At 38.4% G+C, this 16,939-nt stretch carries 16 protein-coding genes; 3 read left to right on the top strand and 13 right to left on the bottom strand.

The window, feature by feature from the left end:
- The first annotated feature begins 1 nt into the window (after position 1).
- Positions 2-793: a class I SAM-dependent methyltransferase gene (locus ACR1PO_RS00810; protein ID WP_433985478.1), complete on the top strand. Its 792-nt coding sequence runs from the start codon at positions 2-4 to the stop codon at positions 791-793.
- Positions 794-901: 108 nt separating this feature from the next.
- On the opposite strand, the gene ACR1PO_RS00805 is transcribed toward ACR1PO_RS00810, so the two are convergent.
- The 3 genes from ACR1PO_RS00805 to ACR1PO_RS00795 all read right to left on the bottom strand — a co-directional run bounded on the left by ACR1PO_RS00805 (position 902) and on the right by ACR1PO_RS00795 (position 3,235).
- Positions 902-1,138, bottom strand: coding sequence for a YtxH domain-containing protein (locus ACR1PO_RS00805; protein WP_002979055.1), 237 nt, complete (start codon positions 1,136-1,138; stop codon positions 902-904).
- Between the two features lie 99 nt (positions 1,139-1,237).
- Complete coding sequence (locus tag ACR1PO_RS00800; protein ID WP_332386577.1) at positions 1,238-2,080, bottom strand: isoaspartyl peptidase/L-asparaginase; 843 nt, start codon at positions 2,078-2,080, stop codon at positions 1,238-1,240.
- Between the two features lie 267 nt (positions 2,081-2,347).
- Positions 2,348-3,235 carry a cyanophycinase gene (locus ACR1PO_RS00795; protein ID WP_002979057.1) on the bottom strand — a complete coding sequence of 296 codons (888 nt, stop codon included), beginning with the start codon at positions 3,233-3,235 and terminating at the stop codon, positions 2,348-2,350.
- 201 nt (positions 3,236-3,436) lie between these two features.
- Here ACR1PO_RS00795 and cphA point away from each other — a divergent pair, with 201 nt between their 5' ends.
- Both cphA and ACR1PO_RS00785 read left to right on the top strand, forming a co-directional pair.
- A complete protein-coding gene (gene cphA / locus ACR1PO_RS00790; RefSeq protein ID WP_332386578.1) occupies positions 3,437-6,067 on the top strand; it encodes a cyanophycin synthetase in 2,631 nt (876 codons plus the stop codon).
- 181 nt (positions 6,068-6,248) lie between these two features.
- Positions 6,249-6,659, top strand: coding sequence for an N-acetylmuramoyl-L-alanine amidase (locus tag ACR1PO_RS00785; protein ID WP_433985477.1), 411 nt, complete (start codon positions 6,249-6,251; stop codon positions 6,657-6,659).
- Between the two features lie 86 nt (positions 6,660-6,745).
- On the opposite strand, the gene ACR1PO_RS00780 is transcribed toward ACR1PO_RS00785, so the two are convergent.
- From ACR1PO_RS00780 to ACR1PO_RS00735, 10 genes are all read right to left on the bottom strand, one after another.
- Entirely contained in the window at positions 6,746-6,985 is a 240-nt protein-coding gene (locus ACR1PO_RS00780) for a hypothetical protein (RefSeq protein WP_332386580.1), read from the bottom strand.
- 226 nt (positions 6,986-7,211) lie between these two features.
- On the bottom strand, positions 7,212-7,670 hold the full coding sequence (locus ACR1PO_RS00775; protein WP_433985476.1) for a hypothetical protein: 459 nt from the start codon (positions 7,668-7,670) through the stop codon (positions 7,212-7,214).
- Positions 7,671-7,694: 24 nt separating this feature from the next.
- Positions 7,695-8,873 carry a hypothetical protein gene (locus ACR1PO_RS00770; protein ID WP_332386582.1) on the bottom strand — a complete coding sequence of 393 codons (1,179 nt, stop codon included), beginning with the start codon at positions 8,871-8,873 and terminating at the stop codon, positions 7,695-7,697.
- Between the two features lie 189 nt (positions 8,874-9,062).
- Positions 9,063-9,896: a type 1 glutamine amidotransferase gene (locus ACR1PO_RS00765; RefSeq protein WP_374464134.1), complete on the bottom strand. Its 834-nt coding sequence runs from the start codon at positions 9,894-9,896 to the stop codon at positions 9,063-9,065.
- Positions 9,897-9,929: 33 nt separating this feature from the next.
- Entirely contained in the window at positions 9,930-11,051 is a 1,122-nt protein-coding gene (locus ACR1PO_RS00760; protein ID WP_002979064.1) for a carboxylate-amine ligase, read from the bottom strand.
- 30 nt (positions 11,052-11,081) lie between these two features.
- Complete coding sequence (locus ACR1PO_RS00755; protein WP_433985475.1) at positions 11,082-12,035, bottom strand: ATP-grasp domain-containing protein; 954 nt, start codon at positions 12,033-12,035, stop codon at positions 11,082-11,084.
- Positions 12,036-12,092: 57 nt separating this feature from the next.
- A complete protein-coding gene (locus tag ACR1PO_RS00750) occupies positions 12,093-12,806 on the bottom strand; it encodes an alpha/beta hydrolase-fold protein (protein WP_332386584.1) in 714 nt (237 codons plus the stop codon).
- A 110-nt stretch (positions 12,807-12,916) separates the two neighbouring features.
- Positions 12,917-14,131 carry an ATP-grasp domain-containing protein gene (locus tag ACR1PO_RS00745; RefSeq protein ID WP_433985474.1) on the bottom strand — a complete coding sequence of 405 codons (1,215 nt, stop codon included), beginning with the start codon at positions 14,129-14,131 and terminating at the stop codon, positions 12,917-12,919.
- A 141-nt stretch (positions 14,132-14,272) separates the two neighbouring features.
- On the bottom strand, positions 14,273-15,688 hold the full coding sequence (locus ACR1PO_RS00740; RefSeq protein ID WP_433985473.1) for a M17 family metallopeptidase: 1,416 nt from the start codon (positions 15,686-15,688) through the stop codon (positions 14,273-14,275).
- A gap of 84 nt (positions 15,689-15,772) precedes the next feature.
- On the bottom strand, positions 15,773-16,894 hold the full coding sequence (locus ACR1PO_RS00735; protein WP_433985472.1) for an alpha/beta hydrolase-fold protein: 1,122 nt from the start codon (positions 16,892-16,894) through the stop codon (positions 15,773-15,775).
- Between the last annotated feature and the right edge of the window lie 45 nt (positions 16,895-16,939).

Raw genomic sequence — 16,939 nt, 5'->3', positions numbered from 1 at the left:
AATGGAAAACTATCTGGAAATAAATAAAAAATCGTGGAATGCCAAAGTGGAACCACATCTGAAGTCGGATTTCTACTTTGTAGATGAATTTTTAAAAGGAAGAACCTCTCTGAATTCAATTGAACTGAAGCTTCTTGGGGATATAAAAGGAAAAAATATTCTGCACCTGCAGTGCCATTTCGGGCAGGATTCTATTTCCTTGTCAAGAATGGGAGCAAAAGTTACCGGAATTGATCTTTCTGATAAAGCGATTGATACAGCCAGGGATCTGGCGCAGAAATGCAGTACGGATACTGAATTTATCTGTTCAGATGTTTATGATCTGCCGAATAGTCTGGATCAGAAGTTTGATATTGTTTATACCAGCTATGGTACAATAGGATGGCTTCCAGATCTTGAAAAATGGGCTGGAGTAATCAGTCATTTTCTGAAGCCGGGAGGAAAGTTCATTATGGCAGAGTTTCACCCTGTTGTCTGGATGTTTGATGACGACTTTACAAACGTAGCCTATAATTATTTTAACGAAAAACCAATTGTGGAAACCTATGAAGGAACTTATGCTGACCAGTCTGCACCTATCGTACAGGAATATGTCATGTGGAATCACTCTTTAGCAGAAGTTCTTGATAATTTAATTAAAAAAGATTTGAAGCTGGATACTTTTCAGGAGTTTGACTGGTCACCTTATCCGTGCTTCAGACATGTAGATGAATTTGAAAAAGGAAAATGGAGAATTCCTCAATTCGGAAATAAAATACCTTTGGTATTTGCTTTGGTTGCAGAAAAAAAATAAATATAAAAGTGATTTAATTTTTTTGATTTTACAATAAAAAGTCATCGTAATAATTATTATGATGACTTTTTCCTATATATGAATGTTAAAAAAACTGCTCTTATTGGTTTAGCTTAGGGAGTCCTCAGCCTTTGTTTTCACTTCGTCCACTTTACTCTGAACCTGGGAAGCAACATCATTGGCTTTGCTCTTAAGGTCATTTCCCCATTTATTCAGATTATCTTTTGCCGTATTGATTTTGTCTTTTACAGCCTGTTGATCTTCTGGGCTCGAATTCTTATATTTCCAATAAGCTAATGCACCTAATCCTAGTAAAGCTAATAAGCCTTTTGTCTTGTTTCCCATGATTTCTATTTTTTTAAGTATTAATATTAAAATTTGTTGTTATGAATAATGTAAAATACGTGCCAAAAAAATAAATGGACCTATAAAAAAATGTTAAATTTAAGAAAAGACTTCAAAATTTTTACCGTCAAAACTGGCAAAAACCATAGTAGGATAGGAGTCCTGGTGATAAACATTCCCCTCTTTATCAATGGCAATGGCACCTGCGAACCCATCAATGGTTTTAAGCTCGTCAAATGTCTTGCTAAATGCCTGCTGAAGGTTCATCCCATCTGTAACCCTCGTTACAATTTTTGCAGCAGTTGCATTGCTTACAATATCTTCACCTACGCCGGTACAGCTTACCGCACAGAAGGCATTGGCATAATTTCCGGCCACAGTGGCAGAATCTGAAATCCTTCCGGGAATCTCAAAGCCTTTTCCGCCTGTAGATGTTGCAACGGCCAATTTCCCTTCATGATCTATTGCTACACACCCTACAGTTCCTTTACCTCCGTTGGCAAGTTTGGCTTCATATTCTTTTCTTCTCTGAGGAATCTCCGTAGAGAAATTTTCAAAACCATGCTCCGTAGCGTAAACTTTTGCGCCATGACCACCCAATACTCTGTCATCCTCACCAATCAGGTTTTTGGCAACAAAAACAGGGTTCTTTACATCCTGAATATTGATAACGCCGCTTAGTTTCTGAGTATCTCCGTTCATAATTGCGGCGCTCATGCGGATAACGCCGTCACTCTGGATTTGAGATCCGATTCCGGCATTGTATAAAGGATCATCTTCAAGCAGCGAAACAGCATAGGCAACAGTATCAAAAGCTGAATGGGTAGCAAGGTAATCAAAAGCTTTCTTTGCAATTGATTTTAAAGAATTTTGTTTTGCTGTCTTTACTTCGTGGCTTTGGTCACTTTCAGAGAAAAAGCCGCCGTGGATAATGATTTTCATAGAATAAGAGTTGATGAATATTTTTACGAAGGTAATTTATTAATAAAAGATAAAAGATAAAAGATAAAAGATAAAAGATAAAAGATAAAAGATAAAAGATATTATCGTTAAATAACTATTAGATCTGAATATCAACATCAATAGAGTGGGCTTTAGCCCGCCTTACCATAAACATCTTAAATCCATTGGCTTTAGCCAAAGCTTAAAATATGAATGTTAAATAAAAAACGGAACCGAGGTCCCGTTTGTATAGCTGTATTTATTGTCCTATTTATCCTGTGGAATAGGATTAAACTGCGAATTCTCAATCGTCAGCGTTTTGGTTGTAAGATCATAATGATCATTCATAGACATGACATGTACCGTCAGATTATCAATAGAGATCGGTTCCCCAAGGTTAATGTTGGTAAGGTTGGTGTCTTTAATAAATCTTCCGTCTACCAGAATCACAAGACCTGAACCTACGGCTGTCATCACATCATTATGAATAAAAAGTCCTGTATCTTCCCCAAGTCCGATTCCTAAAGTTCTTGGATTGTTGACCACTGCCTGGAAAAGCCGCCCGATTCTGCCCCGCTGTACAAAGTGGGTATCAATAATGACGTTATCAATTAATCCTAATCCCTGTGTGGTTTTGATTTCCCCTTTTAAAAGTGCTTCAGAGCTGCTTCCCTGATAAATCATATTTTCAGAAGCTGCAGCAGCACCCGCAGAAGTCCCGGAATAAATAAAGTCCTGCTCCTGATATTTCAATAAAACCGTATCATGGAATCTTGTTCCTCCAAGAATAGAAGTCAGCCTCAGCTGGTCTCCGCCGGTGAACATCATGACATCTGCAGCATTGGCTCTTGCTACCATTGCATCAGAATTAGCTTCTTCACGGTTATGGATATCAAGAACATTTACATTTTTGGCACCAAGAAATTCAAAAGCTTTTTTATATTCAGAACCTACGATCTGCGGAATCTGAGAAGCGGTTGTTACAATTTCAATGACAGAATTTTCCTTAAGTTTTGATTCATTGATAATCTTTCTTAAGATCCCACGCTCAAAAAAATTAAGATTCTTTTCGATATTCTGGTCGTAATCGGTTTCAGCAAAACTGCCTTTGTTTACAGCGCCTCCGATAACTATTAATTTTCCAACAGGTTTCATCATTGTACAAAATTAAAAAATAATTCACATTCACTGGCTAAATTCGTGCCATCTTTAGTTGATTTTTAATGTTTTAAAGATGTTAATTAAAATTAATCCTTTTTTAGCGAATCTTTAAGTACGGTATGGTTTTGTTTAGGGTTTTACATTATCTTTGACTATGAAAGGAGTTATTGTTAACTGTTAAAATGCCAATAGACTATGAAAATCGAAAAGATTCAGGCACTAAGAGGTCCTAATATCTGGAGCATCAGAAGAAAGAAGCTGATACAGATGAGGTTGGACTTAGAAGAAATGGAGAATTATCCTACCAATAAAATCGAAGGATTCCGGGAAAGGATTGAAAAATTAATCCCATCATTAATCACCCATCGTTGCTCGGAAGGAGTGGAAGGCGGCTTTTTCCATAGAGTGGAAACGGGAACCTGGATGGGACATGTCATTGAGCATATCGCCCTGGAAATACAGACCCTTGCAGGAATGGATGTGGGGTTTGGAAGAACCCGCGAAACAAAAACTCCGGGAGTGTATAATGTGGTATTCAATTATATTGAAGAAAACGCAGGTATTTATGCTGCAGAAGAATCTGTAAAGATTGCTGAAGCATTGATAGAAGGAAAAGATTATGATTTGCATGCATGTATTCACCGGTTAAAAGAAATAAGGGAACGCGTCCGCCTGGGTCCTTCTACAGGAAGTATTGTGGAAGAAGCTGCTTCCAGAAAAATCCCATGGATCAGATTGGGAACCAATTCCCTTGTACAGCTGGGTTATGGAGTGAATCAGCAGAGGTTTCAGGCTACGATTACCGGAAACACAAGTTCTATAGCCGTTGATATTGCCTGTAATAAAGAATTAACGAAGAGAATGCTTCATGATGCAGCTATTCCGGTACCGATTGGAGATCTGGTAGTAGATGAAGAGGGTTTAGATGCTGTGATCAGGAAAATTGGTTATCCGGTTGTTTTAAAACCTCTGGACGGCAACCATGGAAAAGGCTCCTCCATTAATGTCAACGACTGGGAGGCTGCCAAAACTGGCCTGGAACATGCGCAGAAATATTCAAGAAAAGTAATTGTTGAAAAATATATTACCGGTTATGATTTCCGTATCCTGGTAATTAATAATAAAATGGTGGCTGCGGCAAGAAGAGTTCCTGCCCATGTTGTTGGAGATGGGGAGTTAAACCTTCAACAGCTTATTGAAAAAGAAAATAAAGATCCGAGGAGAGGATATGGACACGAAAATGTCCTTACTGAAATCGAGGTAGATAAAGATACCCTGGAATTGCTTGACAAGCTTCAGTATACCCTGGAAACTGTTCCTCAAAGGGGAGAGGTGGTATATCTGAAATCTACGGCCAATCTTTCAACGGGCGGAACATCCATTGATGTAACAGATATGGTACATCCGGAAAATATCACGATGGCAGAAAGAATCTCCAAAATTATCGGGCTTGATGTCTGCGGTATAGACGTTATGGCAGAGAATTTAACCCAGCCTTTAAAAGAAAGCGGAGGAGCAATTATAGAAGTCAATGCTGCACCTGGATTCAGAATGCACCTGGCACCAAGTGAAGGCTTGCCAAGAAATGTGGCTGCACCGGTGGTAGATATGCTGTATCCACAAGGAAAACCCTTTACCATTCCAATTATTGCTGTGACGGGTACCAATGGAAAAACAACAACGACAAGGCTTATTTCACATATTGTAAAAAGTAACGGTTATAGAGTTGGATTCACAACATCGGATGGAATCTATATTCAAAATACCATGCTGTCTAAAGGAGATACTACAGGACCTCTTTCTGCAGAATTTATTCTGAAAGATCCTACGGTGGAATTTGCAGTGCTGGAAACTGCAAGAGGTGGAATCCTGCGTTCAGGATTAGGTTTTTCACAATGTGATATCGGGGTTTTGACCAATATTGAGGAAGATCACCTGGGGATGAATGATATTCACAGTCTGAAAGATCTTACCAGGGTAAAACGGGTTGTACTGGACAGTGTTAAAAAGAACGGATGGAGCGTATTGAATGCTGATAATGAATATTCCATGAAGATCGTAAATGACCTTGATTCTAATGTGGCGATTTTCAGTATGGATGAAAACAATCCTCATATCGTAAAATTTGCCAAAGAAGGAAAGATTACCTGTGTTTATGAAGAGGGTTTTGTAACCATCAAAAAAGGAGACTGGAAAATCAGAATAGGAAAAGCAAAGGATTTCCCGATCACGATGGAAGGTAAGGCCAGATTTATGATTGAAAATGTATTGGCGGCCAGCCTGGCCAGTTATCTGTATGGATTCGGAATTGAAGACATTTCCAATTCTTTGAGAACCTTTATTCCGAGTGCCCAGCTTACTCCGGGAAGGCTGAATGTTTTTAAATTCAAAAACTTTAAAGTGCTTATTGACTTTGCCCACAATCCTGCAGGGTATCAGGCGATTGAAGATTATCTGAAAAATGTTGAATCTACCAAGAAAATCGGAATTATTTCCGGTGTTGGAGACAGAAGAGACAATGATATCAGAGAATGTGGAAAGATAGCAGGCAGAATGTTTGATCACATCATTATCCGAAACGAAAAACACCTTCGCGGAAGAACCGAGGATGAAATTAACGGATTGATTATCGAAGGAATGCAGGCTGCAGGAAAAGATGTAAGCTACGAGATCATTCCCAAAGAAATAGAAGCATTGAAACATGCCATAGGAATGGCAGAAGAAGGAACATTTATCACGGCTTTAAGTGATGTTATTTCCAATGCTATTGATCTGGTTCAGGAATATCAGGCGCGGGAGCTGCTGGAAGACGATAAAAATATATAGAAAAAACCTCCGGAATTCCGGAGGTTTTGTTTTTTATAACGCTTCTCAGGCTGTTTTTATCATATTTTGGAATTTAAATACATAAAAAAAGTAATCACGGCAATGTAAATAGGGTGTTTTTCCTTCACTATTTTGGGAGTTACAGGTTTAGTTTTGCTCATTAATAAATAAAATGAAATCAATGAGACCAATCAATTACATCGTGATACATTGTACAGCAACACAGCCGGATGTTACAATAGAGAGCATTAAAAGATATTGGAAAGAAAACCTGAAATGGAAAAATCCAGGGTATCACTATATGATAAAAGCTGATGGAGGAATAGTCAACACGTTGCTGATCGATCAGGTATCCAATGGAGTTGCAGGATGGAATCCCCAAATTATCAATATATCATACATTGGAGGCATTGATAAAAATAACCATCCAAAAGATACAAGAACGGAAGAGCAAAAAAAATCTATTGTCAAGCTGTTAAGAGAATTAAAATTAAAATTTCCTAAAGCTAGAATTCAGGGACACAGAGATTTTCCCAATGTCCATAAAGCTTGTCCCAGCTTTGATGCTAAGAAAGAATATTCTAATTTATGATAGGCTGAAGCGCTCAGATAAGAAGAAACCGATAAAACTTCGAATCAATAAATAAAAAAATCCCCGCTGTTAGGCGGGGATTATCTTTATCCTTCATTTCCAAAATTAGGAGATAATTCTAAATTATAATAAATTTCGGTGTAACCACATTCTTTGCATACATAAGCTTTAACAGGTATTCCTTTATCTGGCATAAAGAAAAATGTTCCGTCTTGATTTTTCATAACTTTTGTTAATGCGTAAGAGTCATTGCTGTTTAGCATTTGGTGTTGAGGATTATTTATCCCATTTAGACAAAATATTTGTCCTTGTGCGTTTTTAGGCATGATTTATTGTTTTTAATTGTTAAGTAACTAATATACAAACAATTAATATTCAATCATTACGGTTTACCGTAGAGTTATTACTACAGCCTAACCGTATATTTACGGAGTTTGTGAAAACACGACATACATGTTAATTTTTTATATCCTCCTTTTGGGGGATTTTATGATTAAAAAGGTTTTCAGGAATAAAAAAATAAAACCTCCGAAATGTCGGAGGTTTTGTTTTTTATAATGCTTCCCAGGTTGTTTTGATACTCTGCACTTTTTTAAGATAAAAATAAAGCGGAATGAGTTCTAATCTTAGAGTGAAGCTGATCGTTGGAACAGTGAAAGGAATAATGGCCATCATGATGAGACAAATGGCAATTCCTATGATTGCATCAGCTATTGCTGCCTTTGGTGCCCATGTTTGTTCAAACCACAGTCCGTAGGCTACAATACCTTTAAAGAGAAACAGCAAGCATATCAAAAGTCCTGTCATTGAATAGGGATGATTGGCATTCATACCATACAACGATAAAGAGACATGAGTCATCAGAGAGCCTGCCAGTAAAAAAACAGCAGCTACTGCACCTCCGATTAAAAAGATCCATAAGAAAATTTTAATCCAGACAGGTAATAGATCTCTTCTCCGTGTTAAGGTGTGATTTTCAAATTCTGCAAAAGCGGTTGGCTTTTCTTCCATGTAGTATTAGTTTTTATAAGTTATTTATCCGAAAAAAGCATTGGAGCTTCCGATCCAGATGGCATCTTTTTTATTGAAGTCTACATTCACCATGGCGGCTTTAGTCATTCTTCCAAGATTTTCCAATAGGATAGGGCGCTCATCATTTTCCCGCCAAATATACAACAAACGGATCTCTGCTTTCGAAAAATCTCCGTTAATATCTTCAAAAATCGGTTCATAATACACTTTTCTCTGCAGAATATAGTTTTCTTTATCCTGAATAGAGTCTGTAATTTCCCGGGTGGGGTTTAAATTAACTCCGCTTCCCGCGAATGAAAACAATGGTTTTAATACAAAATTTTCAAGATTTTCATGCTCGGGGAATTCATGCAGGAAGTAACTCTTTGGAACAAACTGATGCTTCAGTAAAGGCAACAGGAATTTTGAGATTTTAAAGAACCAGTTCGGGTGAGTGATCCACTTGACATCCACTTCCTCCCGGAAATCAAATTCTGTTTTCAGATCAGGAATATTATCCAGTTCGTCAAATATAACACGGTTGTAGATTCTTTTGATTTCGGTAAGCTTATCATTATTTTTATAATACAGCTTTCGCCCTTCTTTTTTTACTTTCGTCAGGCATACGGTTTTGATTCCTAGCAGTTTCCCGGTCAAAGCAAAATCAATGGCCGTTTTTTGTCTTTCCGGAAAGATTTCAAGCAGGATTACATTTTCAGGATTTTCATCCCCTACAATAAGTTCCTTTAAATAGCTTTTAAAGGTTTCATGAGGCATTGGGTTTCTGATCTCTGAAAGAAAAGGGTAGACCTCACAGTACGTTTCCTCATACACCTTTTGAAAAGCATACAAAGAAGGAAAAGCCTGAAGTTCTATCAGCTGAGGTTCTATGGCTCCGTTTTCACTTTTGCAGACTCCAAAATCGATGGTGAAAAAATGGGGCTGATTGGTATCATTAGGAACCCTGCAGTGATCAGGAATAGCTTTCTGAAGCAGTTCTTCCGGCATTGCCTTAATCTGGCTGATGATACTTTCACTGGCGTCTAAGAGTTTACTTTCAAATTCTTTAGTCAGAAAAATCGGACTTTCTGAAACTCTGAAAGCAGGTGCTGTACCGCCTTTTTCTGTTAATATATTTTTGAGCTGGCTGTATTTTTCATCCGAAAACTCCTGATTGTACTGTTTTCTGTATTTTGGAATCATATTTTTTTTCTTTGTGATGTTAAAAAAATCGAGCATTGCTGCCCGATTGTTATATGGTAAGAAGCTGGAAGCTGGGAGAGGGAAGTTTCCAATTCTGAAATTTAAAGTATCAGTTATAAATAAAAGATAATCAATAATCTTAACCGATAATAACTTCCCCTTCTTCCAGCTTCCAGCCTTTTAAGTCATTTAAGCCAAAGTTTCAGCTTTCTTCAAAATGTTTTTTTTTGCAAACTGAAGGAATCTCGGTAGGATCTGATGTCTGGTCAGAATAATTTTATCTTCATCATCTATTCTGTCCATAGTCTCAAGATATTTCTCCATACCGAAATTTTCGATCATGGCTTCTTTGTTTTTTTCATCTTTCAGATTTTCGATCAGAGATTCGGGGTTAGCTTCCGGATGAAACTGTGTCCCGAATATCTCTTCGGAAAAACGAACGGCCATTACCGCTCTTTCAAGGTTAATATGAGGACGGAATTTTTCAATAGCCATAATTGTCATTCCAAGCTCTTCAAAACGGTTATGATCCGGCTCTATAAACTGGTAAGCTCTGGAGTCTACCGCATAAAAAGGATCCTGAAGATTTTTGAATAAAAATTCGTCTTTGCCCTCTTCTGTTTTATGAACTGGCATTACCCCGAACGAATACGACTTTCTTTTGCAGATATTTCCCAGGTTCCAGTGAATGCTTGCCAACTGGAATGAATGGCAGATCAGGAAAAGATACTTTTTATCTTCATGATATTTATTGTGCTCGAAAACAGCATCCAGAAAATCAGCATATCTGTCTTCCCAGGCAAGCCCTTCCCGATGTGGGTTTCCAGGCCCGCCTGAAGAAATAAAAATATCAAAATCTCCGATTTCAGGCATTTCATCTTTATACCTTACATCAAATGTCTTGATCACCACATTTTCTTCAGAGTTCTGCTGAAAAGTTTCAGAAATCTCTTTAATGTTTCTAAAACCTTGATTCACATGATTGTTGTTCATGTCCAGCAGAGCAATTCGAATATCTTTCATTACATCATATTTTTTGTAAAGTTACCAAAAATATTATGAAGCAGGTTCACCATGGGTTATGCCGTACTCCGTTTCAGAGATCATATAATCAACGACTTTCGTCAGATCACCTGTTTCCTTAAAGATCTGAAGCTGTCTGTCTGCACCGGTTCCGTTTTCAAGGATTTTCCAGGCATACTCAACTTCTTTGCGGCATCCCAGATCGTCTACCACGTCATCAATAAATTCTAAAAGCTCTTTCAATAAATGGGGGTAGGGAACCGATTCTTCTTTTCCGAAATCAATCAGATGTGCTTCAATACCGCTTTTAGAAGCCCGCCATTTATTTTCGTTCAGCAGCAGCCTTCTGTAGCTTCTGAAGCTCAGGTTTTGCTGGTGAAGCTTATAAATTTTTGCCACCAAGCTCTGCATAATGGCTGCAAGGCATACGGTTTCGTCAATTCTCAGAGGCATGTCACAGATTCTGAACTCAATCGTAGGGTAGAACGGATGCACCCGTAAATCCCACCAGATTTTCTTGGCATTGTCTATGGTGCCGGTTTTTACCAGAAGATCTACATAGCTGTCGAATTCTGCCAGAGAGTTAAAATAACTCGGAATACCAGTTCTCGGGAATTTGACGAAGATTTCCTGACGGTAAGATTTAAAACCTGTATACCTTCCGATCCAGAAAGGTGAATTGGTAGAAAGTGCATAGACGTGAGGAAGAAAATAACGCATCACATTCTGGATTCTTACCCCTTCTTCCCGGTTGGGAATTCCAATATGAACATGCAGCCCGAAAATAAGGTTTTCACGGGCAACATCTCCCATATCATCCACAATTTTAATATATCTCTCTCCCTGGGTAATATTATTTTCCGACCAATGAGAGAACGGGTGGGTGCCTCCGCCGGAAACACGCAGTCCTTGTTCATGGGCGATATTGATAAGATGACGTCTTAAATTTGTTAATTCAGCTCTGGCCTCCTGAATATTCTGGCAGATTCCCGTTTCCATTTCAATCATGGACTCATGCATTTCGTGCTTTAAATTTTCACTTAAAACCGCTTTGCCGCCTTCAATGATTTTTGAAACGTGAGAAACCAGATCTCTGCTTTCTACATCAATGATCTGATATTCTTCTTCAATTCCAATAGTAAACTGATGATGCATTTATTTTGTGTTTTTTAATTCTTTTCAATATTATTTAATGGAATCTTTCACAAAGGTTCCCCAGGCAATATTGGGTTTTCCCGGAACATATTCTTTAGCTTTTTCTATAGCCAGCTTTGCCGAATGCTCAATGATCCATGCAAAATTTTCTTCCCCTACAGAATTTCTGTCTGCGTCAGGAGCGGGATTACAGAAATCAATCGCATAAGGAATACCGTCTCTTACCGCAAATTCTACCGTATTGAAATCATATCCCAGCGCTTCATTCATAGTAATGGTGTAATCATGAATGGTTTTCAGGAGTTTTTCAAGCTCCTTTCCTTCTGTTTTATGGGTGGTGGCATATCTTAAATGCGGTGCATTTCTCGGTTCATAAGGCATAATGTGAACATACTTTCTGCCCAGGCAGTATACTCTGTAGTAATCATCAAAGATAATTTCCTCCTGTACCATCATGACCAGCTGTTCCGTTTCCCCTAATTTGTTCCAGAGATCATCGGGATTCTCCACTCTGTACACGTTTTTCCAGCCTCCACCGTCATGTGGCTTCATATAAGCTGGGAATCCTACGTAATTGAAGATGTATTCCCAGTCATGCGGAAATTTCAGATTTCTGAACGAAGTTTCTGCAGTATTATCCGGTCTTTCATGCGACGGGAGTAAAACTGTTTTAGGAAGTGGAATTCCGAGTTTGGACATCAGGGCATTGTTGAAAAACTTCTCGTCAGCGCTCCACCAGAACGGATTGTTGATCACATAGGTACCGTTAAGCGCAGCATTTTTTAAATAAGCTCTGTAAAAGGGAACGTCCTGTGAAATTCTGTCGATAATCACTGCATAGCCATAATCTGCCCCCTGTTCCAGTTTATCTATAATAACAGGTTCAGCTATGATTTCTCCACCTCCCAGTTCATTCACTTTGTCTATAAATGCCCAGGGAAAAGTGTCTTCCATACCGAAAAGAATTCCTACTTTTTTTGTCATAATTTTTGTTTTAAGGTGGGTGTATGTTTTTTCTATTTGTCTTTTTATTGCTTTATTTTAAGAGAAAAAGGCTCCAATAAAGGTAGGGAAAACCATTCTCCACAAAGGCCAGTCGTGACCGATCCATTTTCTTTCATCATACCAGAAGTCTATGCCTTTTATCCTGAGGATTTCAGCCATTTCAACGTTTTTATCTTTGCAGATATCCTGATCTGAAGTGCTCAGTACGATATGCATATGTTTATATTTCCAGGCTTCATCATTCCGGACAAACTCCCTTGGGCAGTTGAAATATACCAGATCATCAGAGTAGCCGTCCATAAAATTCCTTATACTGAAGGCCCCCGAAAGACAAAACAGATGAGAAACCACATCCGGAAATCTGAAAGCAAAATTAGCAGCATGATATCCTCCGAAACTCGCTCCGGCAACTGCCACACGATGTGTTTTGTGGAGTTTTTGGATATAAGGCACGAATTCCTGGATCAGAAACTGTACATACCGTTCATAGTTTCTTATTCTTTGCTGCGGAGATATCTTATCATCATAAAAGCTCCAGCTGTCGATGGTCTGCACATTGTAAAGCTTTACTTTTCCCTGTTCTATAAACCAGTTGATGCTTCCGTTAAGATGAAAATCATGATTCTGGGTATACTGTCCCTGGGAAGTAGGGAACATGATGATAGGGTAGCCGTAATGCCCGGTTACTTCTACCTTGAGATTGGTTCCCAGTATGTTCGAATAATAGTCTGTATGTTCTATGTGAGGCATTTTCGTTGTTTGGTTTTATCTTTTCTAAATTACGTTTTACCGTAGAACTTCTGGTAGGCTGTATATTATGAATTCAATAACATTTTGAATATTAATGTTACGCTACATTTTTAAGAGCTTAGTTTGTTGCTTTTGGGAGGAAGAATATTCAGCATATCTGCATGGATTATTTCTGCTGCAGAATCAAGTCTGTCCTGTACAACAGAAGCATCTCCGGATTTATAAACAATCCCGACATGATAATCTATGGGAAGGAACTTGACTACTTCTTCACATTCAAAATTGGTATAGTCCGGTTTTTTGTCTTTAATCAGGGCTACAATTAATCCTGAATAATATCCTGTGGGTGGAGAAACGCTGTAATCATTGCCTCTCAGAAGGGAATCTTCAATTTTGGCCCATTCTCTCCATATATTGATGCTGCTGGATGCTTCTACCAGATCCGGAATATGGGCGCCGCCGACTCTTGAGGAGGTTTCCAGGAAATACCATTTTCCGTCTTCTCTTCCACGGATAAATTCTGTATGGGTGGCTCCGTTGACAAGTCCGAAGTTGGAAAGGACTCTGGCATTTATTTCTTCCAATGCTTTAAATTCTTCAGAGTACCTTCCTAAAGTTTTAGATCTGAAAACGCCGCCTTCATGAGAAACCTGCATGGGAGGGGCCAGATATTTTGACGCAGAGGTGAATACGATTTTTTTATTAAAAGTAAGGCTGTCTACGTGGTAAACATCCCCGGGTTTAAAACTTTCCAGTAAGAAAAGGTGACGCTCTTCTCCGAGAGTTTCCAAAGCTTCAAGAAGCTGCTCTTTGGAGGTTATTTTCTTGATGCCCGATGCTGATGCTTCGGAACGCGGCTTTAATACCCATGGAGCAGGTACACGGTCCGCAAATGCATCCACTTCATGATCATTGAACACAGCTGTAAATTCGGGAACGCTTATCCCGGAATCTTTTGCTTTCTGCCGCATAGCCAGCTTATCCCGGAAATATCGGTGTGTAGTCTGCCCCATTCCCGGAATACGGAATGTTTCTCTGATTAATGCAGCTTTTTCAACGTCATAATCATCCAGAGCCACTACAGCGTCTACTTTGCGGGTCTTCATCAGGTGGGAAAAACCCTGAATCAGATGCTCCAGATTCCATACGGACGGTTTAAGCTCAGGCATGTAAAATACCTCATCAATAGCGTGCCATGGCCAGTTTTTTTCTTTGAGATTTTCAGAGGTTACCAGGATCACTTTATTGCCGAGCTTCTTCATCTCGTCCATAAAATCATAACCTTTGTAATAGCACGAAATACATACGATAGTTTTCTTCTCCATATAATGTTTTTAAAGATTTAGTGAATTTTCAAAAATAAAAGCATTTGTTTATTATTTTATTAATACTAAAAAATGTAATATCGTGCGGTTTTGAAAATTCACCAATCAATTATACAGAGTTTTTTTGTAAAAAACTAATTTTTAGTGATAATTTTCAATTAAATTCGCGAGCAACTGAACCCCAAAACCAGTGGCTGCTTTTTCTTTGGCATATCCCACAGTTCCAAAGGCTACTCCGGCAATATCAAGATGAGCCCATTTAGGATGGCTTTCAATGAATTGCTCTAAAAATTTTGCAGCAATAATACAGTCTCCGACAGGCTTCAGGGAAATGTTTTTCATGTCCGCAACATCAGACTGTATATCGTCTTTCCAGACATCCCATAAAGGCAGATTCCACACCCTCTGATTGGTTTGATCTCCGGTTTTTATCAGATGGCTTTTCAGCTCCTCATTATTAGAGAACATGGCAGCACAGGTATCTCCGAACATTCTGACAGAACTTCCCGTTAAAGTAGCCAGATCAATAAGGAAATCTGTTTTGTAGTTTTTAGCAAGATAAGATAATCCGTCTGCAAGAATCAATCTGCCTTCCGCGTCAGTATCAAGAACTTCAATGGTTTTCCCGTTATAAGCTGTGATGACGTCACTTGGAAGAAGAGCCTTTTCAGAAACCGCATTATCAGTAATAGGAAGGATAGCAATAATGTTCACCGGAAGTTTCATTTCAGCAGCATAGATCAATGTTCCCAATACCGCTGTAGCACCTCCCATGTCAGATTTCATATAATGCAGATTGGCAGAGCTTTTTATTGATATACCTCCGGTGTCAAACAATATGCATTTTCCTACCAGCCCGAAAGTTTTGGCATTCTTAACGGTAGTTTTATATTCCAGAATCGTAAACGCAGCGTCATAAGCGCTTCCCTGATTGACAGAAAGATAAGCGCCTAATCCGAGCTCTTCACATTTCTTTCTGTTGAAAGCAGTATATTTCAGTTCATATTTTTTAGCCAGATTCTTCAGGTATGCACTTAATATATCCGGTTTTTTCAGATTGGCCGGTTTGTTGAGCCAGTCCTGGCAGGCAGTTTGCCCATTAATCAACGCTTCTGTTTTCTGGCTGATATGGTCCAGTTTTTTCTGGCTTAAATTTTCAAAGTGCAATTCAAATTTTGTATTCCAGAAAGTATGTTTTTTATCAAAAGGGTAGTTGTAAGTTCCGGCCAGAAGCCCTTTTACAAATTCCTCAAATTGTTTTTCATTGATGAAATCAGCCAATGCCAATGTCGGAACTGCCTGAAGCTTTTCTTTATAGGTTTGCGAAAACTTTGCTGCAACCTGCTGGATTTCGAAATTTTGCAAGGCAGATTTTCCCAGTCCGATAAAATAGGTAATTCCTTCTTCATGAGCATTGACAAAAACTTCATACTTTTTCCCTGTGAAAAAAGTGGAAATGTTTTTATTGAAATTTTTGCTTGTTTTTGCCCACTCTTCCTCTGTAAATAATTGAAAAATCTGAGTGTAGTTTTTGTTTTTTTTATTGATTAATTTCATAAATAGATGTTATATTTCTAAAGTCATCCAACCGTTGCCTTCCATTTGTTTCAATCGGCGTAAAATTTCTACGCGGCTGTATGTTTAGTTTTTAATGCTTTGTTGCTGTGGTTTTACTTCCACAGGGTTTTCTGTATTGTCATAGAACAGCCATTCAATGGCTCGTGGAAACTCCTGTGACCAGTAAAATTCATTGTGGGTGCCTTCAGGGTTAATATTGGTTTTAAATTCAAAATCAAAAAGCTTTTTTTCTTCCCATCTTTTCAGGTATTCTTCAAAAATATGAATTCTCTTGACCATTTTGGAACCTTCCTGACCACCGCCGTAAAGATAAATTTTTGTTTTAAAAGGAACTCTGAAATTCATCATCGGAAAATTATTATTCGGTTCTACCCAAAGGGAAGGAGAGAATATCAGCAGCTTGGAATACACTTCAGGATAGAGAAATCCACTGTATATGCTGATCAATGCTCCCAATGAACTGCCCCCGATTCCTGTATTGTCGCGGTCTTTTTTGGTTCTGTAATTTTCGTCCACATAAGGTTTTAAAGTATCTGCAATAAAGCGGATGTATTTTTTTCCTTCAGAACCATTGGCCACATGATCATTATCAAAAATATATTCTTTGATTCTTTCTTCGCTGCCGTGTTCTATGGCAATAATAATAAGGTCACCCCGTCCATATTCCGCAAGGATGGATAACTTTTTATCAATTTCCCAATTCCCGAAACCACTTCCTTCATTGAAAAGATTCTGTGCGTCCTGAAGGTATAAAACAGGATACCGTTTATCCGTAGTATGATAGTCATAGGGAAGAAGTGCCCAGACCTTACGGTAACGGTCAAGCTGTGGAATATAAAAATTTTCCGAAATAACTTCTGCAGTAGGAAAATACTCTTCTTTGAACGGTCCCCAGTTTAATCTCCATTTTTTTACAGTATCAGAAGTTTTGGCAGAGCTTTTTTTCGCTTTCCGGTTGGGCGTGATGTTTCCGTACTGATCCAGTTCCACATTCTCCCAGCCGCCTTTTGTAAATTTATATTCAATGTCTTCGGGAAGATTCTGATCTTCAATATCTATAAAATAGCTGGCAGGGTCAAGTTGCTTAAGCTGAAAACTGTAATCTTTAGGGTTCCAGCTGTTGAAATTTCCGGTGATAAAAACCGGCCTGTCGTCTTTTTCTTCTGTATAAAGTTCAAACCTCATCGTATGTGTTTAATAAATGTTGATGTTAAATTTATAAAAAGATTG

It is taken from the genome of Chryseobacterium amylolyticum, assembly GCF_051011775.1.
Taxonomy (GTDB): domain Bacteria; phylum Bacteroidota; class Bacteroidia; order Flavobacteriales; family Weeksellaceae; genus Chryseobacterium.
The sequence above is the reverse complement of the archived record's forward strand: the minus strand, read 5'-3'. Positions and strand labels throughout refer to the sequence as shown.